The organism is Reinekea marina, from assembly GCF_030409715.1.
In the GTDB taxonomy this organism is placed as follows: domain Bacteria; phylum Pseudomonadota; class Gammaproteobacteria; order Pseudomonadales; family Natronospirillaceae; genus Reinekea; species Reinekea marina.
Genome location: NZ_JAUFQI010000001.1, coordinates 1,563,291 through 1,584,161 on the forward strand (window position 1 = coordinate 1,563,291; position 20,871 = coordinate 1,584,161).

Sequence of the window (20,871 nt, forward strand, 5' to 3'; positions counted from 1 at the left end):
TGGATCGTTTTTTGGCTGCTCGCTCAGTTTTTTTGTAAATTGTGATTAAGTTGTTGAATTTATAAGGAAAATTGCTTTGGTTTAGGTGTTTCACCCGAGCCTGAATGACGATAGAATCAAAGCTAATTACGAAAATCTAAGAACGGTCACTATGCGTTTGAAAAGCATTAAATTAGCGGGTTTTAAATCTTTTGTTGACCCCACTAAAATACCCTTTCCGACCAATTTATCAGCAATTGTCGGTCCCAACGGCTGTGGTAAGTCAAATACCATTGATGCCGTACGGTGGGTTATGGGCGAATCAAACGCCAAGCATCTTCGGGGCGAGTCTAAAACAGACGTAATTTTTAATGGCAGTAACTCACGTAAACCTATCAGCCAAGCCAGCGTTGAATTGGTGTTCGATAATTCAGATCACACCTTAAGAGGTGAGTTTGCAGCGTACAACGAAATATCTATACGCCGAAAAGTAACTCGAGATGGCGATTCCAGCTATTATTTGAACGGCACAAAATGTCGCCGTAAAGATGTTACCGATATTTTCTTAGGCACAGGGTTAGGTCCGCGCAGTTACGCCATTATCGAACAGGGTATGATCTCTAGGCTTATTGAATCAAAGCCAGAAGAGCTGCGTGTTTATATTGAGGAAGCTGCGGGCATTTCACGTTATAAAGAAAGGCGTCGAGAAACCGAAAATCGAATGCGCCGTACACGTGAAAACCTAGAGCGGTTAACTGATTTACGAGAAGAGTTAGAGCGTCAATTGGCTCATCTGCACCGCCAAGCTCAATCTGCAGAAAAGTATAAGACTTATAAGGCCGAAGAACGGCAAACAAAAGCTCAGCTCTCAGCATTAAAGTGGCAGCGTTTAAATAGCGAAGTAGCCGCGCAAGAACTCACCATCGCTGAGTTAGAGACCAAATATGAGGGTTTTGTTGCGCAACAGCGTTTCATTGACGCTGAATTAGAAACATTACGCCAGCAGCATCATGAATCAACCGACGCGTTCAATCGCGTTCAAGAGCAGTTTTATCAGTTAGGTAATGAAATCGCTCGCTTTGAACAATCGATGCAACATCAGCAAGAGCAAAGTGCTCAAATTCTACAAGACATTCAAGAAGCTGAGCGCCAATTACAAGAGGCCATCAACGAAGCTGAAACCGATACCGACCGTGTTGAAGAAAAGCGTGAAACGCTGGAAATGCTAGAGCCAGAAATAGAAGCCGCCAGTGAAAAGGTTGAAATGGCTGCTGAGAAGCTCGAAGGTTTAGAAGAACGTCAACGTGGCTGGCAGAGTAAATGGGACGCCTTTAACCAAAATGCCCAAGGTCCAAAACGTCAAGCAGAAGTGGCTCAGTCTCGCATTCAGCATTTAGAAAAAGTGATCGAGCAGCACCACCAACGGCAAGAAACGTTGCATGCCGAACTTCGCGAAATTGCCGATAATCCCGAAGCTGAAAATTTAGCCATGCTCATGGAGCAAAGTGACACCTTAGAAATGAAAGGTGAAGAATTTGATCAGCGCTTAGAACAGTTATCGGAACGTTTTCAAAACCACCGAGAATTGGTGGAGCAAAAACGTTCAGGATTAGAAACCGCACGGCATTCGTTACAACAGAAATTAGCCCGCCAAGCCACAGTGAAAGCGTTAATTAAGGCCTCAAAAGGCGATGAATCGGAAGGGGTTCAGAATTGGTTGGCCAGTCATCAAATGAGAGAGGCCAAGCGATTAGCCGATGACATTCAAGTTGAAGCTGGCTGGGAGTCTGCGGTTGAAACCGTTTTAGGCGATTCATTGCAGGCGATCTCTGTAGAAAGCATTGAAACTATGTTGGAACCGTTAGAGCGATTTAAAGACGGTGCTATGACATTGGTATCAGCCCAAGCTGAATCGTTCCAAGGTGATGTAAGTGGGACCTTACTCGCCAAAGTGTCCAGTTCAACCGCGTTACAGAGTTGGTTAGCCCCCGTTAAAACGGTTGAAACATTAGTAGAAGCGCTCGCGCTTAGAGGCACATTGAAGCCAGGCGAAAGCTGCATTACAAAAGACGGAGTGTGGGTTGGGGCGAACTGGGTTCGATTGCGACGTGGAGAAGACAGCGCGCAAGGCATCTTAAGTTTGCAACATGAGCTCGAGTCGTTAGCCGAAGAAATCGACGAACTTGAAGTAACCGAAGAAGATTTAGCGGTCAGTATGGAGTCGGCTCAATTACAGCTAAAATCCATTGAAGAAGAGCGTGAACAACTGCAAGTTGAAAATCAGCAGCTTGCTCGTCAATTGGCTCAAGTAAATGCTGAGCTTAGCGGCAAAAAGGTTGAGGCTGAAAAGCTTAAAGAACGTCGGTCTCGTTTAGAGCACGACATTCAAGAAGTGGAAGCTTTGATGGCCGAAGAGCGTGAAACTCTTGCCTTTAGCCGCGAAGAGTTACAAGAATCGTTAGATGCGATGGAAGAAGATGTTGATGAGCGCGAAGGTTTGCTCGCTGAAAGAGAGGAAATGCGCATTACCATTGATGAAATGCGCGATCAAGTTCGAGTACTTAGAGATCAGCAACATCAGCTTCAATTAAAGCGCCAACAATTGCAGGCAGAAGTCGATTCTTTCCAAACCGCATTTGAACGAGCTCAAGCTCAAAAGCAAAGAGCCACTGAGCGGTTAGAAAAATTGAAAGAAAAATTAGGCGAACGCGAAGAACCCTCCGATGATGTGAAACTAGAGCTCGAAGATCGACTTGAGCGGCGCATGATTTTAGAAGAAACATTGGCCGAAAAGCGTACCTTAGTGGAAGCCGCTGACGTAAAAATGCGCGAGTTCGAAAAAGAGCGATTAGCCCTTGAACAAAATGCAACCGCTACCCGAAGTGACCTTGAACAAAACCGAATGGCGGCTCAATCGGTTATGACGCGGCGGTCAACACTTCAAGAGCAGCTTGCAGAACAGCAGTTCGACTTGGAAACCGTTTTAGCCAATTTGCCAGAAGATGCAAATGAAGAGCAATGGACAGAGTCGTTAGAGCGCCTAGCCGCTCGTATTCAAAGGTTAGGGCCGATCAACTTAGCGGCCATCGAAGAATATCAGACGCAATCAGAAAGAAAGCGATATCTTGATGAACAAAATGAAGACCTTGAACGGGCACTCGAAGTACTCGATAACGCGATTCGTAAAATTGATAAAGAAACCCGGACTCGGTTTAAAGAAACCTTTGATCGAGTGAATTCTGGCTTGCAAGAGCTGTTTCCAAAAGTATTTGGCGGTGGCCATGCTTATTTAGAATTAACCAGTGAAGAGCTATTAGATACCGGCGTATCAATTATGGCTCGGCCGCCGGGTAAAAAGAACAGTACAATTCATTTGTTGTCCGGTGGTGAAAAAGCCCTAACCGCGATTGCATTAGTGTTTTCAATTTTTAGATTGAATCCAGCACCATTTTGTATGCTAGATGAAGTTGATGCACCATTGGATGACGCCAACGTAGGTCGTTACGCCAAACTGGTCGAAGCGATGTCTGAGCATGTACAATTTATTTATATAACCCACAATAAAGGTGCGATGGAAATGGCGCATCAATTGATGGGGGTTACCATGAACGAGCCAGGTGTTTCTCGCTTAGTTACCGTAAATGTGGAAGAAGCAGCCGAATTGGCGGCGATGTAATATACAAGGGCGTTAGAATGGAATTTCGCGAAATTATCATTGTATTTGGATTGGTTGCGATTATCGTTATTCTTTGGGATGGCTTCCGGCGCATGAAAATGAAGCCTAAAAAGCCCAAAGCGAGAGTTGAGCCAGCTGAAGATTGGGTAGACCCAGATGAAGCCGCTAAAAAAGCGCAGATTGCGCGCGAGTTACCTAATGGTGGCGCTCGAACGCGCGAAATGACCGAAGAAGAAAAGCAAGAAATTAGCAGTAAGTTTAAATTAAATTTGCGAGAGCGCGTGCCCATGTTAATGGAGCGCGTGGTTGTTGAAGGCGAAGAGTCTGATGCCGAGCGCCTAGAAAGTGAAGCGGAGACTACTGAAAAAGAAGAAGTTGAAAGCGCGGTTCAGTCTGAACTTGATTTTTCGATAGACCAGGCCGAAAAAGACCAAGTTGAAGCAGACCCAGATGTCGACAATCAGCGCTCAGTAGAACAGACGGATACTTCAGAAGATGCCATAGACGTTGGGCAAGAAAAAGACGATTTGTCATTCTCGGCCACCCAAGAAGATCAACTTGTAGACCATGTAACTGAGCCCAAAGTTGAAGAGATTCCAGTTGAGCAAGAATCAATTTCTAAAGCCGACGTAGAACCTGCGAGTTTAATTGATTCTGAAGATACAACTGAAGACGAATCAATCCAAGCGCAAGAACCTGAGCCGGAGCCACCGATGCCCGTAGAAGACCTCATTGTTGTCCATGTGATGGCAAAAGACGGTGGGGAGATTAATGGGCAGGCCCTGTTAGAGCTACTGGTTCATTCTGGGTTACGCCATGGTCCAATGGATATTTTTCATTACCGAAATCCTAATGGCAAGACTGAGTTCTCTTTGGCAAATTGTGTACAGCCTGGCACATTTAACCCAGATGCGATGGCCGATGTTAATACGCCAGGGGTTACATTATTTTTGCAATTGCCGTGTACCGCAGATGCGATGGAATCTTTTGAACACATGATTGAGATGGCTCGTTTTATGGCAAGCCACTTGGGGGCTGAGCTATTAGATGAAGACCATAACGGTGTCACGCCTCAAGTAGTAGAGTACTATCGAGAAAAATTGCGCGCCTTTACGCGAAAACAACTGATACCATCTTGATATTGAGAGTTATATGACTAAATCACAGCAACATTATCAAGAATTGATCGATAAAATTACTCAGCTCGATTACGAATACTATGTTAAAAACGAATCGTCAGTTCCCGATGCTCAGTACGATCGGTACATGGCGGAACTACGTGACATAGAATCTGAAAATCCTGATTGGGTCAGTCCGAGCTCGCCAAGCCAGCGTGTAGCTGGGCAAGCTGAATCTGCATTTAAATCAGTTCCACACAAAGTGCCCATGTTATCGCTTGATAACGCCTTTAATGATGATGACATGGCCAGTTTTGTTAAGCGCTTGCAAGACCGCTTGAATATTTCAGAATCCATTGATTTTGCTTGCGAACCTAAATTAGATGGCATTGCGGTTAGCTTACTGTACGAGAAAGGAAAGTTGGTGCGGGGTGCCACGCGCGGAGATGGAACAACCGGTGAAGATATCACCGCAAATGTACGCACCATTCGAAGTATTCCACTGGCACTTAAAGGCGATCGCATTCCTGATGTTTTAGAGGTGCGCGGTGAGATTTACATGCCCAAAAAAGGTTTTGAGCAATTGAATGAAGCTGCCCGTCAAAAAGGGGAGAAAACATTTGTTAATCCTCGAAATGCGGCCTCAGGCAGCCTAAGGCAGCTCGATCCTAGATTAACCGCAAAGCGACCATTAGAAATGTGTTGTTATTCTGTGGGTTTTTTTGAAGGTGGAGAGCTACCGTCAAATCAAGCCGAGTTGATGGCGCAATTTGGCCGTTGGGGGCTTAAAATTAATGACGAAATGGCCGTGGTCAGTGGTGTCTCAGGTATCAATGCGTACTTTGAGTCATTAGAGCAGAAACGTAACGCACTGCCTTATGATATAGACGGCATCGTATTTAAGGTAAATGAATTTAGCCTACAACAACGTCTAGGCTTTGTTTCGCGAGCACCACGCTGGGCCATTGCACGTAAGTTTCCAGCACAAGAAGAAATGACTCAGCTCATTGATGTAGAGTTTCAAGTAGGGCGGACAGGCGCTATAACCCCCGTTGCACGGTTGAAGCCCGTTTTTGTAGGCGGTGTTACTGTCAGTAATGCGACCTTGCATAATATGGATGAAGTGGAACGCTTAGACGTTCGAATTGGCGATACAGTCATTATTCGCCGCGCCGGAGATGTTATTCCGCAAGTGGTACAAGCCGTTTTAGCCGAACGACCAAGCAATGCCAGCGTTATTCATCTGCCGACCGAATGCCCAATATGCGATTCAGCCATCGAGCGGGTTGAGGGCGAGGCGGTTGCAAGATGCACCGGAGGATTGTTTTGTGGCGCTCAGCGACGTGAAGGCTTAAAACACTTTGTCTCTCGTAAGGCGATGGACATCGATGGTTTTGGCGAAAAACTAATCGACGCCTTGTTAGCGACCCAAAAAATACACGCCGCTAGTGATTTATACGAGCTTACGCTTGAAACATTAAGCAGTTTAGAGCGAATGGGTGAGAAATCTGCACAAAATGTCTTGAACGCGCTCGAAGCCAGTAAAAATACTACACTGGCCAAGTTTTTGTTCGCTCTGGGTATTCGCGAAGTAGGGGAAACGACGGCACGCAACCTAGCAACCAATTTCAAAACCATTGAAGCCATCATGTCGGCGACCACTGAACAATTGCTTGAGTTAGACGATGTTGGCCCGAAAGTGGCGGCACATGTCGTGAATTACTTTGCCGAAGAGCAAAACCGAATGGAAGTCGCTCGACTCATTGCTCTCGGTGTGCATTGGGACGACATAGAAGATTCAGAAGAAAGCGCTCTCTTAGACGGGCAAACTTGGGTTGTCACGGGTAAAATATCGGCTATGAGTCGAGATGAGGCCAAAGATTATTTGATACGATTGGGCGCAAAAGTTGCGGGCAGTGTTTCCGCCAAAACGACTCAAGTTGTCGCAGGTCCAGGAGCGGGAAGTAAGCTTAAAAAAGCGACAGAACTTGATATTCCCATTATGGATGAAGAGCAATTTTTAACTTGGCTAACAGAACAAGGTTTGTGGCAAAGCTAACCTTGTAGGATCAAAAAGCTGAGAAGCAGCGCACGGGATCGTTAATGAAAGCGAGTATACTGCGCGTATAAAATAAAAAATAAGGGAAGTGGCGACTTTATGGCCCAACCAATGGATCAAGAAACAATTGTCTACGGCATAATTAAAGATGTGCCCTCTAACGATCAGCAATTGCTTATTCGCAGTCGTTTGACCAATTGTGATGCCATTTTAGAGCTAAACGAAATCGATAGCTTTCCATACATGACCAGCAGTATGTTTTCGATACCTTCGGAAGATTTAGAGCAAGGCACCTATCAAACTCAGGTGATTCATTTTGCTGCTTCGTATCAGGCCGTTGAGTATCACTGGGAAGAGTGGATGGCTAAGTTTGAAGCCTTATTAAAGCAAATGTATTGGGTGTCGGCGACGGTGCACCTAGAAACAGAACTTTCAGGCAAGCATACTTTTATCTGGGAAAGTGCAGGAAGTTATCATTCACCCAGTGAAGAGCTCAGCGTACGTTGCGAGTGGGAGCAAGAAGTTGCATTTAAGGTTAATCGTTAAAATATGATCATTCCGCCAAAAAAACTCAATCCTGAGACACTGAATGCATTGATTGAAGATTGGTTGTCTCGTCAAGAGCAATCTTGGGCGTTTGACATGGAAAACCATGAACAATTGGTCGAGCGCGTTATTCAAAAACTCAATGAAAACGAGTTGCTTATCACTTGGGATGAAGAAGGCCAATCGCTTAATATTCTCGATAAAGCACGTTACGATCTCTATTTTTCTGAGCAACAAATGAATCAAGGTATTTATGATTAATTGGATATTAATTTCAATCGCATTGGCGGTAATTGCCTTACTTTCTGTAGTGGCCATTCGTATGACCCTGAAGGTGAGGGCGGTTGAAGCGGAGCGTAAGCGGGTGCTTCAAGAGCGAGCCGATAAAGAGCAAGCGCAAAGAAAATACTTAGTTGAGAGTTTAAATGTAATATCAGCGACGTTTCTTAAGGGTGAGCTGAATGCATCTGAGGCTGTTATTCGCTGCAAAGTGTTACTCGATGGATTGGTCTTAAACGAGCAAGAAAGGGCCCCATATCAAATCATTGAAACGGTGTATCAATTAGTAAAAGAGTTTGATACTCATGCCGCGCGCAAAGCGCTCCCAGCAAACCAAAGAATGAAGCAAGATCTGCAACGAGAGCAAATTGAACATGACTATCATGACCGCCTCACACCGGCTTTTGAGCAATTAAAAGACGCTAAATTTTAGTAAGCCACTAAATTATCACGCCAAAATGAATCTGTTTTGCGCTGATTGTTGTATTAGTTGTTATATAACTCAATCAGGTAAGACAGATGACACAAACAATACTCATAACTGGCGCTAGCTCAGGCATAGGTTTGCAGTTAGCTAAAGACTACGCAAATCAAGGCCATAAAGTTATTGCCTGTGGCCGAGATAAGCAAAAGCTCGAAACCGCTTTAGACGATAACCGAATCGATGCTGTTGTGTTTGATATTCAAGACGGCGCGTCGATAGAATCTGCTTTAAGCGCTTATGACAGCTTAGATCTGGTCATTTTAAACGCGGGCACTTGCGAATATATTGACGACGCAAAGAAATTTGACGCTCAGCTGTTTAAGCGCGTAATCGATACCAATGTATTGGGTACAGGGTATTGCTTGTCGGCCGTGCTTCCCAAGCTGCAGCGAGGCAGTCACTTAGCCATCGTCAGCTCGACAGTTACCTTTCTTCCGTTAACGCGTTCCGAAGCCTACGGAGCCTCTAAGGCCGCCTTAGATTACTTAGCTCGTACACTCGCCATTGATCTTGCTGAATTTGGAATCGACGTGTCTTTAGTGCGCCCAGGCTTTGTTGAAACTCCGTTGACGGATAAAAATACTTTTAAAATGCCAGGTCGGATCAGCGTTCAACGTGCCAGTGAGATGATTCGACAAGGGTTGCACAAGCGAAAAAAGATCATCAACTTTCCATTCGTTTTCCAAGCCATAATGCGCCTATTAGCACTATTGCCAAACGCTGTTTGGCATCGAATCGCTGTCCGAATGAACTGAGCCCAACGGCTACGAGGTGATAATGCCAAAGTTAAACTCGAACCATTGCATAGCCATTGCTTTTTTAATCTTAGCCAGTTTATTTTTCAGCTCCGTTGCTCTGGCCGCTTCAGAAAGACTCGTGGTGGGGCAGGGTGCAATGAAGAAGTTTGGCTTTCACCTATACGATATAAGTCTCTACACCGAAACCGGGCAGTATTTACCGGAAGCGCCGCTCGACTTAGAGATTGTCTATAAAATCAATATAGCCCAAGAAAAGCTTGTAGAGATTAGTGCTTCCGAAGTAGCTCGAACGGGCGGTATCTGGCTTGATAGTTGGTCAGAGCAATTAACTCGCATTTGGCCCGATATACGTAAAGGTGATCAGCTTACATTAACCATTCAAGATTCTGGCGAAAGTGTATTTGTGTATAACGGAAAAGAAATCGGCCGCATCGTGGACACGCGTTTTGGCGTGGCGTTTTCAGCAATTTGGCTTTCCCCCGACACTCGCGAACCAAAGTTAAGAGCAAAATTAATAGGATTGAAAAAATGAAACTGAAGCAAGGATTAATGTGGGTAATATTAGTGTTGGCGGTCCTTGTGTCCTCTTGCGCTACAAAAATAACGGCCTACGAAGCAACAACACCAGAGATTAAACTAGAAGAGTTTTTTGACGGCGAACTGTTTGCTTATGGCATTGTTCAAAATAGGTTTGGAAAGGTTCAAAAGCGATTTACCGTCGATATGGTGGCTAACTGGGAGGGCAATGTTGGCTTATTGGAAGAGGATTTTTATTACGCAGACGGTACGACAGATCGACGGGTTTGGCGGTTAGTGAAAGAAGGTAATGGTGTATATTCAGGTACCGCGAGTGATGTATCCAGCGATGCAATCGGGGCTACGCAGGGCTTTGCTTTTCAGTGGGGTTATACTCTTGATGTGCCTATTGATGGAAAAACTTGGTCTTTCAAGTTAAATGATTGGATGTATCTGGTCGATAAGAAAAGGCTCGTTAACCGGGCTGAGATGAAAAAATTTGGCTTTGTTGTTGGCGAAATAACACTCGTTATAGAAAAACTATAACGAGTATAGCGTCACTCTTTAATTTTAATTTGATAGCTGAGTCGAAGGGTGTCATTAATACCTAAAGAAAAGATCTGCCATTTAATATAGCGTATGTCTTTTGCTTCAATTTCAGTATCTGGCGGAAAATAAGTCTCGCCAGTCACGGAGATGCTGTAAAACCCTCGTTCAGAATCTAAGGTGACCGAATCTTTTAAAAATTCAACAGGGCCCGTAGGGAGGGTATTCACCATTTCAACTTCTTTGACCGACTCATCACTCTTATTCGTCGCAGTCACCTCTATCTCGATTAAATCACCAGGATTAGCTTCTTGTGTGATAGATTTTAGATAGGCATTTGAGGCCGCATCGAACTCCAGTAGGTAGTATCGTTCGGTGACTTCAATGACATTCACCTTCACTGTGTCGGGGTCATCTGTTGGAGGCGTTTGTTCCGTGGGCACTATTTCTTCGGTATTGAATTTAAAAACATCAGGAAGAGCCGCCTCTGGCATGTTTGGAACAGCCATCCCCGTATTGGTATTGGCAGAAGTATCTGACTTGGATTGTACGGATACATCATCAAGATCATCTAATTCTAAAACTTCACCATCAATCTCTAAAATTTCAATCACGTCACCGTCGTCGGCCTGAGCAGGCATACAAACAACAGCGGCTATAAAAAATAGCGTTGAAAGTGCGCTCATGCGTTTGTTTGAGGGCAGAGCCATATTATTTAATAATAATTTTAGATTAAAAGTTTTCAAAAAAGCGTCTCTCTAACTTGTATCCAAACAGTATGGAGCCTAAACACCCACATTACCAAATCAAATTGAGTTTATACAATAGTTTGTTCGCCTTCATTGAGCTGCTTTTCAAGTTCAAGTAGCCATTGAGAAATGCTGTCTGACATGATTAGCGCATCGGTTCTTGGGTCATCTGAATCCCCCGCTTGCTCGACTAGTTTCTCTTGAAACTTAAGGCGCTTCATTTGGAACTTCTCATTGATGACAAATTGAAACTGATCTTCGAATGCGAGTGCCATTTGAATAATGCGCATTCCGCTGTCTAAAGAATGCTTAATTTCAGGTGCCTCTAGATCAAGGTTCTTATAGCGAGCTTTGACTGTCGAATCGGCTGCCATGGCCAATTCTAATTCGGCTTCCAGTTCGGTTCCGTTAGGGCGGTTATCGAGGTCTAAAAACCAATCCGTCAGCAAATCTGCGCCTGAGGTGTTTTTTCCTAAGGGTGTTACCAGTAAGGTGCCTAATGCTTCTCGCAATTGCGCGGTGAAATCGTCGGCTGTTTTTTCGCTCGCTGAATTAATAACCAGCCACTTTCGTTTAACATCTATCCAGGCGCTGATTCTTTTAGTTTTATGAAATGCCTTAGGGAGTAGGACGGCTCTGAGATCTTCCTTTAACTGCTCACGTTCCTTTTTGCCAGGTCGACGCCCTTCAGCTTCTTCGATGGCGTCCAGTTTATCCGTTAATTGTTCATTTAATACGCTGGCAGGTAGTATTTTTTCTTGAATCTGCGCGCAAAAAAACAGTCGGCCACCAATGGGCTCTGCATATATTTCACTGTCTTTATAGGGCGGTACCCAACCAAATGTGGACTCTTGCATTTGGCTTAATGGGTTAAAGGGCTTGCTCGCAAGGGCATCATCGAGCTGATCGGCATTTAAATTAACTGATTCTGTGAATCGATAAACTTGTACATTTTTAAACCACATAACGGATGTCTCAAACCTAAAATAAAGTGGGTGCATCTTACTGGAATCTCGATTGCTTGCCTAATATTGTCTAACTCCGTTACTGTTAGACATTCTTTGAACACACCCTAAAAGCGAATTGGTGTAATGCAAACATCCATATCATTAGCAAACTTTAGATCCACCAAAGTCATTTGGTGTTTGGCATTGGCCTTTTTCAGCCTGATCGCAACCTTATTTTCATGGTCTGACCTTTTGTATTATGACGCTGAAAAGCTTGCCATAGGCGAGTATTGGCGTCCTTTTACGGCATGGATTGTACAGGCCAATATCTCGCACTGGGCCTTAAATCTATGGGGTTTGGTGATTATGGGTATTGTTTTACCTAACCAGCCAGGCCGCAAAACCTTTTTAGCTTTTGCCGGCGTTTGGATATTCGCCAGTCTGTGCTTAATGTTCTCGGATTATGCTGCTTACGTAGGGTTATCGGGGGTTCTCTACGGCTGGTTGTTTTGGTCAATTGCGATGTCACCGTTTTATCGGCCAACTTTAAAGGTTATCGTGCTGGGCTTAATCTCGGCAAAAGTAGTCATTGAAAATAGCCCGCTGCCGTGGTTAAAAGACAGCGCCGTGTCCACTTGGGTTGGTCACGATATCGCCTATGAATCGCACCTATGGGGGCTGTTAGGTGGGGTCATGACGTTGGCTTTATACTGTTTGTTTCGGCGATTTCAATCAAATGCCGCACACCACGGCTAGGCGTCCGTTTACGGTGGTAAATGATCCCCAGTTGACGGTTTAGCGCAACCTTATCGATGTTTAAGATACACAATTCATCGTGCCCAATAAGGCTAGTTGGTAATAAGCTCCAACCTAAACCGTGAGTGACCAGCTCCTTGATTGTTTCTAAATAGTTGACCGTCAACACTCGGTTCAAAGGAATATGATGGTTTTGAAACGTCTGCTCAATGATCTGAAATGTTGTTGTTTGCTTATCTGGTAAAATTGCGCGCACAGAAGCCAGTTGGTTGAGTCGCAATTTCCCCTTTCTCTGGGCTAATGGGTGGTCTTTGGCAACAACAAAATGCAATGTATCTGTCCACAAAGTTTTTCCAATTAACGCTTTATTTAACGGGCTAGGAATAGTCGTGAGCGCCAGTTCAATGTCTCGCTTTAAGAGTGCATCGATAGCCTGTTCAGACTCAAGAAAATGAACGTCCAGCTGCGCATCGGGGTGTGCGGCGGCAAATTGCTTGAGAATTGGACCTAAATAATGAAGCCCAATATGGTGGCTGCTGGCCATAGAAAGCTCAGTTACATGGTCTTCATTTAACTGAACAACCGTTTGTTGGGCATCTTTTATATCATTTACGATTCGCGTTGCGCGAGTTTGGAGCAGTTTGCCGGCCTCGGTTAAGTAAACATCACGGCCAATTCGATCGAACAGAGGGGTAGCCAGTTGTTGCTCTAAATTGCTTACGCGCTTAGATATGGCGGGTTGAGTTAAAAATAACTTTTCACCTGCACGGCTAAACGAGCCTGTTTCCGCTACGGCTAAAAAGGCTTCCAAACTGTGTAAATCCATTATGTATTCCTATTTGGAATGGAATTAATAAAAATAATAAATTTGTATTATTGATCGCTATAATTACAATCGCAACTATAGATTTACTTTGTTATTGGCCCTTTGCACAGGACGTTCAGATCATGGCGAAAACGCTTTACGATAAATTATGGGATGCTCATCTTGTTACTGAGCGTGAAGATGGCACAGCATTAATATATATAGATCGCCAACTCTTACACGAAGTGACCTCTCCACAGGCTTTTGAAGGCCTGCGTATTGCAGGTCGTCAGCCTTGGCGCCTAGATACCAATCTAGCAACTCCAGATCATAATGTCCCGACAACCAAAAACGAGCGCTTGTCAGGTATAGAGGGAATTGCAGATGAAGTTTCACGTATTCAAGTAAAAACATTGAATGAAAACTGCAATAGCTTCGGCATTCGTGAATTCAATATGGACGATATTAACCAAGGGATTGTCCATGTGGTAGGCCCGGAGCAAGGAGCTACATTACCGGGCATGACTATTGTGTGTGGCGATTCCCATACCTCTACTCATGGTGCGATGGGGGCGTTGGCTTTTGGCATTGGTACCTCAGAAGTTGAGCATGTATTGGCCACGCAATGTTTGATACAAAGAAAGATGAAAAACATGCGGGTGCGCGTAGAAGGCCAGGTTAAACCTGGGGTGACAGCCAAGGATATTGTGTTGTACATCATCGGTAAAATTGGTACCGCAGGTGGTACAGGCTATGCCATTGAGTTTGCAGGCAGTGCCATAGCATCGCTTTCTATGGAAGGCCGTATGACTGTGTGCAATATGGCTATTGAAGCGGGCGCGCGTGCTGGCATGGTTGCAGTGGATCAAACCACCATAGATTATTTTAAAGGGCGACCTTTTGCACCGACAGGTGACGTTTGGGATCAAGCCGAAACCGCATGGCGAGACTTAGTTACAGATGACGGAGCGCAGTTCGATCAAGACATAGAATTGCGAGCTGAAGATATTGAACCGCAAGTGACTTGGGGTACATCGCCAGAAATGGTGCTTGGGGTGAATGATCTGGTGCCGAATCCGTCTGACGCGGCGAATGAGCAAGAAAAATCGGCTATTGAGCGTGCAATCGCCTACATGGGCTTAACGCCGTCTCAAAAGATTGCAGATATTAAGCTAGATCGTGTCTTTATTGGCTCTTGTACAAATTCCCGAATCGAAGATTTACGTGCGGCTGCTGAAGTAGCAAAAGGCAAACAAGTGGCCGCCAGTTTGAAGCAAGCCTTGGTTGTACCTGGCAGCGGTTTGGTAAAGCAGCAGGCAGAAGCCGAAGGTTTGCATGAAATTTTTCAAGCCGCAGGGTTTGAATGGCGCGAACCTGGTTGCTCCATGTGCTTGGCAATGAATGCCGATAAGCTGGGGCAGGGGGAACATTGTGCCTCAACGTCAAATAGAAACTTTGAAGGCCGGCAAGGTTTTGGTGGTAGAACCCATTTGGTTAGCCCTGCAATGGCCGCGGCGGCTGCCATTGCGGGCCATTTTGTCGACGTAAGTCACGCATAAGGAGTAGATTATGAAAGCATTAACTCGAGTGACCGGTGTTGTTGCACCAATGGATAGAGCCAACGTCGATACCGATATGATTATTCCAAAGCAGTTTTTAAAGTCGATTAAGCGCAGTGGATTTGGTCCCAACTTATTTGATGAGCTGCGTTATTTAGACGAAGGTCAGCCCGGAATGGATAACAGCCGTCGCCCACTGAACCCTGATTTCCCGTTAAATCAACCGCGTTATAAAGGAGCCAGTATATTATTAAGTCGGGCAAATTTTGGTTGCGGTTCAAGCCGAGAGCATGCGCCTTGGGCGCTCGAGGATTATGGATTTCGTGTCGTTATCGCCAGTAGTTTTGCTGACATTTTTTATAACAACTGCTTCAAAAATGGTGTTTTACCGATTGTTGTAGAGGAATCTCAACTAGATGTCTGGTTTGAGGCAATGGCAAAAACGGAAGGCTTTTCATTAACTGTAGATTTAGAGCAGCAAACCATTACCGATGCACAAGGGCAATCGGTTGCCTTTGAAGTGAATGAATTTCGCAAGCATTGCTTGTTAAATGGTTTAGATGATATCGGTCTAACATTGCAAGACGCCGAAGCCATTAAAACGTTTGAAAAGAAACGATTACAGCAAGCCCCTTGGGTGTTTGGGCATATTAATTAAGAGAGTTCTCATGACTAAAAATGTTTTAATTTTACCGGGCGATGGAATCGGTCCAGAAATTGTGGCGCAGGCTGAACGCGTATTAAATGCGGTGAACGATAAGTTTGGCCTACAAATTGAAACGATCCATGGTTTAATTGGTGGCAGCGCTATCGATGACAGTGGCGTACCATTTCCAGATGAAACGTTAGCCAAGGCGAAATCGGCTGACGCAATTTTGCTAGGCGCAGTAGGTGGTCCTAAATGGGATGCACTCGATATGGCCATTCGACCTGAAAAAGGGTTGTTAGCGATTCGTTCACAACTCAATTTATTTGCAAACCTTCGGCCCGCAATTTTATACCCCCAGTTGGCCGATGCCAGTTCGTTAAAACCCGAACTTGTGTCTGGGCTAGATCTATTGATTGTTCGTGAATTGACAGGGGGTATTTACTTTGGTCAGCCGCGCGGTATTCGCCAAACTGAATCCGGCGAGCGCGAAGGATTTAATACCTATGTATACAGTGAGTCAGAAATTCGCCGAATCGCACATCAGGCGTTTCAAGCGGCACAAAAGCGCGGCAAAAAGCTGTGCTCGGTTGATAAGGCCAATGTTTTAGAGGCAACCGTATTGTGGCGTGAAGTTATAACCGAAGTCGGTAAAGACTACCCCGATGTAGAGTTAAGCCACATGTACGTAGATAATGCCGCCATGCAGTTAGTAAAAGCGCCTAAGCAATTCGATGTCATGGTCACCGGTAACATGTTTGGTGATATTTTGTCTGATTGCGCGGCTATGTTAACGGGATCAATCGGTATGTTGCCTTCGGCTTCTTTAGATGAAAATGGCAAAGGAATGTATGAACCAATTCATGGTTCTGCTCCTGATATAGCAGGGCAAAGCGTGGCTAACCCGCTGGCCACCATTTTGTCGGTTGCAATGATGTTACGCTACTCGCTCAATGCGCCCGACGCCGCTATGTCGATAGAAAAAGCAGTAGGTTCAGTGCTTGATCAAGGTTTACGAACGGCCGATATAAAATCTGACGGATGTCAGGTTGTCTCCACTCAAGCCATGGGTGATGCGGTTCTTGCGGCACTGTAAATTTTAAAAAAAGGTTTAATTATGAGTTTAACAGTAGGTTTTGTAGGTTGGCGTGGCATGGTGGGCTCTGTTCTCATGCAGCGCATGCGTGAAGAAAATGATTTTAACGGAATAACACCAATATTTTTTACGACCAGTCAAGCTGGGCAACTAGCACCAGATGTAGGGCAGGGTGCCTCTACCTTGCAAGATGCGAATGATATCGAAGCACTTTCACAGTGTGATGTGATCGTGACATGTCAAGGTGGTGATTATACCACGGCCGTATATTCGTCTTTGCGTGCAACGGGCTGGAGCGGATACTGGATCGACGCGGCATCAACACTACGTATGGCGGAAGAATCCATCATTGTTCTGGATCCAGTTAATAGAGCTAACATAGACAATGCTTTAAACGCTGGTGGTAAAACATTTGTAGGCGGCAACTGCACGGTCAGCCTAATGTTGATGGGCTTACACGGGTTATTTGCTGAAGATTTAGTGGAGTGGGTTTCCCCAATGACCTACCAAGCGGCTTCCGGTTCGGGTGCTCGTCACATGCGAGAATTGATTTCTCAAATGGGGTCAATTCATCAGGTATCTAAGCCGTATTTGGATGACCCAGCCAGTGCGATTTTAGAACTCGATAAAACCGTTGCAGATCATATTCGCTCTAACGAATACCCAAGCGATCAATTCGGCGTGCCCTTGGCAGGCAGTTTAATTCCTTGGATCGATAAGGCTGTAGACAATGGCCAAAGTAAAGAAGAGTGGAAAGCACAGGTAGAAGCCAACAAAATACTAGGTACTTCTCAACCGATTCCAATCGATGGATTATGTGTTCGGGTGGGGGCGATGCGTTGCCACTCTCAAGCTATGACCATTAAGTTGAAAAAAGACATTTCGGTATCGAGTATTGAATCAATAATCGATAATGCGAACCAATGGGCTTCGTTGGTGCCGAATGATCGAGAGGTTACCATGAGAGACCTTTCTCCTGCCGCGGTGACCGGTACTATGAACATTCCAGTAGGGCGAGTTAGAAAGCTAGCAATGGGTGATCAGTACTTAGGTGCCTTTACGGTCGGTGACCAATTACTTTGGGGTGCTGCTGAGCCACTGCGTAGAATGTTGGCAATTTTAAAGAAAGATTTATAAAAATTTGAAATAAATTTAAATTACGAAAAAGTGCTTGATTCAAAGCACTATTTTCCTGATTTTTCTTTGTATTTCATAAACTTGTCTCATCAGACGACCTTAATTGGTCGTCTTTTTGTATGGGTTGTCACAAAAAAAGCTCAGAAATAAGACTTGAGTTCCAACCCTTGTATTGCTAAAAGTCCTTTTATACATAATACTTAGGCGTAGTTTTGAATGTTCTTTCTACGTTTTATTTGCATACATTTGAACGAACGATCAATAAGTGAGAACTGGTTCTCATTTATAAATCTGGAGTTCTACAAAAGAGAGATTCCTCTTCAATAATTGCTTTTCAAGCTTCCGTTTGGGAAGGGTTGAAGAAAGGGAAAAAGGATTATGGTGAAAAAACAGGCGCTGGCAGTACTCATTTTATTAATGGCATTTGCAGGATCAAGCTTCGGCTTAGGATTGGGTGACATTAAAGTTAATTCGAATCTGAACGATCCACTCGATGCTGAAATTAAAATCATTCAGTTGCAGGGTCTAACTTCAGGTGAAATTCTTCCTACACTCGCAAGTAATGATGACTTTCGACGTGCCGGTGTTGAACGAAGTTTTTTCTTATCGAATATCCAATTTAGGGTAAAGGAAAACGCAGCTGGTGAAGTGTTTATCACACTGACCACCAAGCAAGTCGTTCGTGAGCCGTTTTTGAATTTCTTAGTCGAAATTAATTGGCCTGGCGGACGCTTATTAAAAGAATACACCATTTTACTGGACCCTCCTGTATTTGATACCGGGTTGGCCGTTGACGCACTTGTGGTCGAAGGCAGTAATCAAGCCACTGAATTGGTTACCACCACGGTAATAGAAACGGCACCAACAGAAGAAACCGTTTCGGTAGCTACGCCAGTTGAGCCCCGTGATGATACCTTAGCTGCAGGTGAATATCGTGTTCAACGAAATGACACCTTGTGGGAAATTGCTATGAAAGTGCCTGCGCGCCAAGGCTACTCTCCACAGCAAGTCATGTTAGCGATTCAGGATTTAAATTCTGAAGCCTTTCTAAATAACAACATTAACCGAGTGAAAGCCGGTAGTGTGTTAAAGCTTCCAGATGAATCTCAGATTGCATTACGCAGCTTCCAAGAAGCGATTGATGAAGTAAGAGCTCAAAATTCAGGAGCTGCACCAAACTTACGTGCACCGACTTCGGCCAATAGTGAAGCTCAATTATCTGCGACTGATACAACAGGGTCTGCACTTGAAGGTGCAGGTGATGAGAAAAACCCAGATGGTTATTTAGAGCTATCAGCTGATAGTAACTCGGGAATCAGCGGTGCCGGTGAAACCAGTGAAGACGTTCAACAGCTACTAGGGCAATTATCTATTGCGGAAGAGTTGAACGATCAATACGCTCGTGAACGCGATGATTTATCGGAAAAAGTAGCGGAGCTTGAAGCGCAAATTGAAATTATGGAACGTTTATTAGACGTTCAAAACACCGATATGGCTCAGGTTCAACAAGCGCTTGAACAATCTGGGGAAGCTCAAACAGAAGCGGCTCCAGAAGCTGACGCATCAGAACAAGCTCCTGCGACGGAGACCACAACGCCAGAAGCAGCAGCGGCTACACCAACAACACCGGTTAAAGCAACGCCTCCTGCGCCGATTAAGCAAGACTTCATGTGGTATGTAAATGAGTATACCGGCACTATTTCTAACTGGGTTATGGCGAGTGTTACAAACATGGCCATTGTTGGCGGCGGATTACTGTTAATTTTGCTCATTCCATTCTACCTAAGAAGTAAACGATCAGGCAGCGATCAAGTACTAAGTGAAATGACTGAGTCTTCTAATTCTTTTGCTGAAGAAACAGATGACATCAGCGCTGACCTAGATGAAGACCTATTAAGTGATGTAGAAGATGATTCTTTTGAAGAAGTTGAAGAAGAGTCTGAACAGATCGATGCTGTAATGGAAGCCGAAATGTATATGGCATACCAGAAGTACGATCAAGCAGAGGAAAAACTTAAAGAAGCATTTGCTGATTACCCTGGCCGAGCTGATATTGGTTTAAAATTAATGGAAGTATTTGCTGAGACAGGTAATGCTTCTGGGTTTAACGATATAGAAAGCCGAATTTCGATGACGCCTGCACAGCAAGAAGAAGCTGAAGCTCTTCGAGCGAAATTACCTATCGATCAGCTTGATTCAGATAGCAGCAATATGTTGTCTGCTGATAGTAACGACGATTTTGATCTGGATTTAAGTGACACCCTGACGGAAGGTGATGATTCTTCCGATCTCGGCTTTGAACTGGATTTAGGCGAAGACGATTCTGCCGAACCTATGTTGACTGAAAGCAGTGAGTCTGAAGATTTATCGTTTGATTTGAATCTTGACAGTGAAGAAACTGAATCAGAACCATTACTAGACAATAGCCAAGCTGAGGCTGAATCTGAAGAGTTATCTACAGATTTAGATTTCAGCTTAGATCTGGGTGATTTAGATGTAGATCTATCCAGTGATGAAGGTGATACCTTAGACTTCTCATTAGATGAAGAAACTACTAGTACAGAGAGTGACGAAGCTGAACCCACATCTGAGTTAGACTTCTCGTTAGATTTCAGTGAAGAAGAAACCAGTACGGATGACTCTGCATTTGACCTTAATTTAGAAAGCGAAGTAGATGCGCCATTAGAGCTCAATGAAGAATTGGTCGAGAGTGATGAGGCTGACGGCCTTGATCTAGATCTTGGTGAGGCCGAGGAAAGTGTTCCTGAGCTAGATATGGAAGACGAACTACCATCATTAGAAATAGAAGAGACACTGTCATTAGATGACGCAGAAGACTTTTCTTTAAATCTAGATGAAGAAACAAATACCGAAGTTGAAACACCTGTCAGCGCCGGTGATGACGACTTTGATATCGATTTCTCTGAAGGTGAAACTTCGGATGATGCACCTAATGAAGATCCGCTACAGCAATTGGCTGATTCTTTAGACAGTGATGCTGATTTAGACGACGATGAGTTTGACTTCCTTTCAGGTAGTGATGAGATAAGCACCAAGTTAGATCTCGCTCGTGCTTACATTGAAATGGAAGATAAAGACGGTGCTCGTGATATTCTGGACGAAGTCGTTCAAGAAGGTAATGACGAACAAAAATCTCAGGCAGAAGCGTTGATACAACAATTGTAATAGCCAATGATAAGTCTTAAATAGTAAAA

The 20,871-nt window shown here is 44.4% G+C and carries 20 protein-coding genes; 15 read left to right on the plus strand and 5 right to left on the minus strand.

Features of this window, described 5'->3' with window-relative positions; all coding sequences use genetic code 11:
* The first annotated feature begins 151 nt into the window (after window positions 1-151).
* The 3 genes from smc to ligA are packed head-to-tail and all read left to right on the plus strand — an operon-like array spanning window position 152 to window position 6,832.
* Complete coding sequence (gene smc / locus QWZ13_RS08265; RefSeq protein WP_290283315.1) at window positions 152-3,655, plus strand: chromosome segregation protein SMC; 3,504 nt, start codon at window positions 152-154, stop codon at window positions 3,653-3,655.
* Window positions 3,656-3,672: 17 nt separating this feature from the next.
* The gene (zipA, locus tag QWZ13_RS08270) at window positions 3,673-4,794 is read left to right on the plus strand and encodes a cell division protein ZipA (protein ID WP_290281363.1); all 1,122 of its coding nucleotides are present in this window, start codon (window positions 3,673-3,675) and stop codon (window positions 4,792-4,794) included.
* A 13-nt stretch (window positions 4,795-4,807) separates the two neighbouring features.
* A complete protein-coding gene (ligA, locus tag QWZ13_RS08275) occupies window positions 4,808-6,832 on the plus strand; it encodes an NAD-dependent DNA ligase LigA (protein WP_290281364.1) in 2,025 nt (674 codons plus the stop codon).
* On the opposite strand, the gene QWZ13_RS08280 is transcribed toward ligA, so the two are convergent.
* Window positions 6,803-6,952, minus strand: a complete 150-nt coding sequence (locus tag QWZ13_RS08280; RefSeq protein ID WP_290281365.1) for a hypothetical protein — start codon at window positions 6,950-6,952, stop codon at window positions 6,803-6,805. The two genes, ligA and QWZ13_RS08280, sit on opposite strands and share 30 nt — an antisense overlap.
* Here QWZ13_RS08280 and QWZ13_RS08285 point away from each other — a divergent pair.
* From QWZ13_RS08285 to QWZ13_RS08310, 6 genes are all read left to right on the plus strand, one after another.
* Window positions 6,944-7,378 (plus strand): hypothetical protein, encoded by a 435-nt coding sequence (locus QWZ13_RS08285; protein ID WP_215999396.1) that lies wholly within the window; start codon window positions 6,944-6,946, stop codon window positions 7,376-7,378. The genes QWZ13_RS08280 and QWZ13_RS08285 overlap by 9 nt on opposite strands.
* Window positions 7,379-7,381: 3 nt before the next feature.
* A complete protein-coding gene (locus QWZ13_RS08290; RefSeq protein WP_290281366.1) occupies window positions 7,382-7,639 on the plus strand; it encodes a YheU family protein in 258 nt (85 codons plus the stop codon).
* The gene (locus QWZ13_RS08295) at window positions 7,632-8,090 is read left to right on the plus strand and encodes a DUF2489 domain-containing protein (RefSeq protein WP_290281367.1); all 459 of its coding nucleotides are present in this window, start codon (window positions 7,632-7,634) and stop codon (window positions 8,088-8,090) included. The genes QWZ13_RS08290 and QWZ13_RS08295 overlap by 8 nt, the downstream gene beginning before the upstream one ends.
* Window positions 8,091-8,176: 86 nt before the next feature.
* Window positions 8,177-8,896 carry an SDR family NAD(P)-dependent oxidoreductase gene (locus QWZ13_RS08300; protein WP_290281368.1) on the plus strand — a complete coding sequence of 240 codons (720 nt, stop codon included), beginning with the start codon at window positions 8,177-8,179 and terminating at the stop codon, window positions 8,894-8,896.
* A 22-nt stretch (window positions 8,897-8,918) separates the two neighbouring features.
* A complete protein-coding gene (locus QWZ13_RS08305) occupies window positions 8,919-9,431 on the plus strand; it encodes a chalcone isomerase family protein (RefSeq protein ID WP_290281369.1) in 513 nt (170 codons plus the stop codon).
* Window positions 9,428-9,961, plus strand: coding sequence for a DUF3833 domain-containing protein (locus tag QWZ13_RS08310; RefSeq protein WP_290281370.1), 534 nt, complete (start codon window positions 9,428-9,430; stop codon window positions 9,959-9,961). Before QWZ13_RS08305 ends, QWZ13_RS08310 begins: the two co-directional genes overlap by 4 nt.
* A gap of 11 nt (window positions 9,962-9,972) precedes the next feature.
* Here the strand turns inward: QWZ13_RS08310 and QWZ13_RS08315 are convergent, their stop codons facing one another.
* The 3 genes from QWZ13_RS08315 to QWZ13_RS08325 all read right to left on the minus strand — a co-directional run bounded on the left by QWZ13_RS08315 (window position 9,973) and on the right by QWZ13_RS08325 (window position 11,779).
* Window positions 9,973-10,707, minus strand: coding sequence for a hypothetical protein (locus QWZ13_RS08315; protein ID WP_290281371.1), 735 nt, complete (start codon window positions 10,705-10,707; stop codon window positions 9,973-9,975).
* Between the two features lie 71 nt (window positions 10,708-10,778).
* Window positions 10,779-11,675 carry a recombination-associated protein RdgC gene (locus QWZ13_RS08320; RefSeq protein ID WP_290281372.1) on the minus strand — a complete coding sequence of 299 codons (897 nt, stop codon included), beginning with the start codon at window positions 11,673-11,675 and terminating at the stop codon, window positions 10,779-10,781.
* Window positions 11,624-11,779 (minus strand): hypothetical protein, encoded by a 156-nt coding sequence (locus QWZ13_RS08325; protein WP_290281373.1) that lies wholly within the window; start codon window positions 11,777-11,779, stop codon window positions 11,624-11,626. Before QWZ13_RS08325 ends, QWZ13_RS08320 begins: the two co-directional genes overlap by 52 nt.
* Window positions 11,780-11,801: 22 nt before the next feature.
* Here QWZ13_RS08325 and rrtA point away from each other — a divergent pair, with 22 nt between their 5' ends.
* On the plus strand, window positions 11,802-12,413 hold the full coding sequence (gene rrtA, locus QWZ13_RS08330) for a rhombosortase (RefSeq protein ID WP_290281374.1): 612 nt from the start codon (window positions 11,802-11,804) through the stop codon (window positions 12,411-12,413).
* On the opposite strand, the gene QWZ13_RS08335 is transcribed toward rrtA, so the two are convergent.
* Entirely contained in the window at window positions 12,349-13,239 is an 891-nt protein-coding gene (locus tag QWZ13_RS08335) for a LysR family transcriptional regulator (RefSeq protein WP_290281375.1), read from the minus strand. The genes rrtA and QWZ13_RS08335 overlap by 65 nt on opposite strands.
* Window positions 13,240-13,358: 119 nt before the next feature.
* Between QWZ13_RS08335 and leuC the strand changes: the two genes are divergently transcribed.
* From leuC to QWZ13_RS08360, 5 genes are all read left to right on the plus strand, one after another.
* Window positions 13,359-14,777 carry a 3-isopropylmalate dehydratase large subunit gene (gene leuC, locus QWZ13_RS08340; RefSeq protein ID WP_290283316.1) on the plus strand — a complete coding sequence of 473 codons (1,419 nt, stop codon included), beginning with the start codon at window positions 13,359-13,361 and terminating at the stop codon, window positions 14,775-14,777.
* 10 nt (window positions 14,778-14,787) lie between these two features.
* Window positions 14,788-15,435 carry a 3-isopropylmalate dehydratase small subunit gene (leuD, locus tag QWZ13_RS08345; RefSeq protein WP_290281376.1) on the plus strand — a complete coding sequence of 216 codons (648 nt, stop codon included), beginning with the start codon at window positions 14,788-14,790 and terminating at the stop codon, window positions 15,433-15,435.
* Window positions 15,436-15,445: 10 nt separating this feature from the next.
* The gene (gene leuB / locus QWZ13_RS08350) at window positions 15,446-16,519 is read left to right on the plus strand and encodes a 3-isopropylmalate dehydrogenase (protein ID WP_290281377.1); all 1,074 of its coding nucleotides are present in this window, start codon (window positions 15,446-15,448) and stop codon (window positions 16,517-16,519) included.
* Between the two features lie 21 nt (window positions 16,520-16,540).
* Window positions 16,541-17,656 carry an aspartate-semialdehyde dehydrogenase gene (gene asd / locus QWZ13_RS08355; protein ID WP_290281378.1) on the plus strand — a complete coding sequence of 372 codons (1,116 nt, stop codon included), beginning with the start codon at window positions 16,541-16,543 and terminating at the stop codon, window positions 17,654-17,656.
* 378 nt (window positions 17,657-18,034) lie between these two features.
* A complete protein-coding gene (locus tag QWZ13_RS08360) occupies window positions 18,035-20,842 on the plus strand; it encodes a FimV/HubP family polar landmark protein (protein ID WP_290281379.1) in 2,808 nt (935 codons plus the stop codon).
* The last annotated feature ends 29 nt before the right edge of the window (window positions 20,843-20,871 follow it).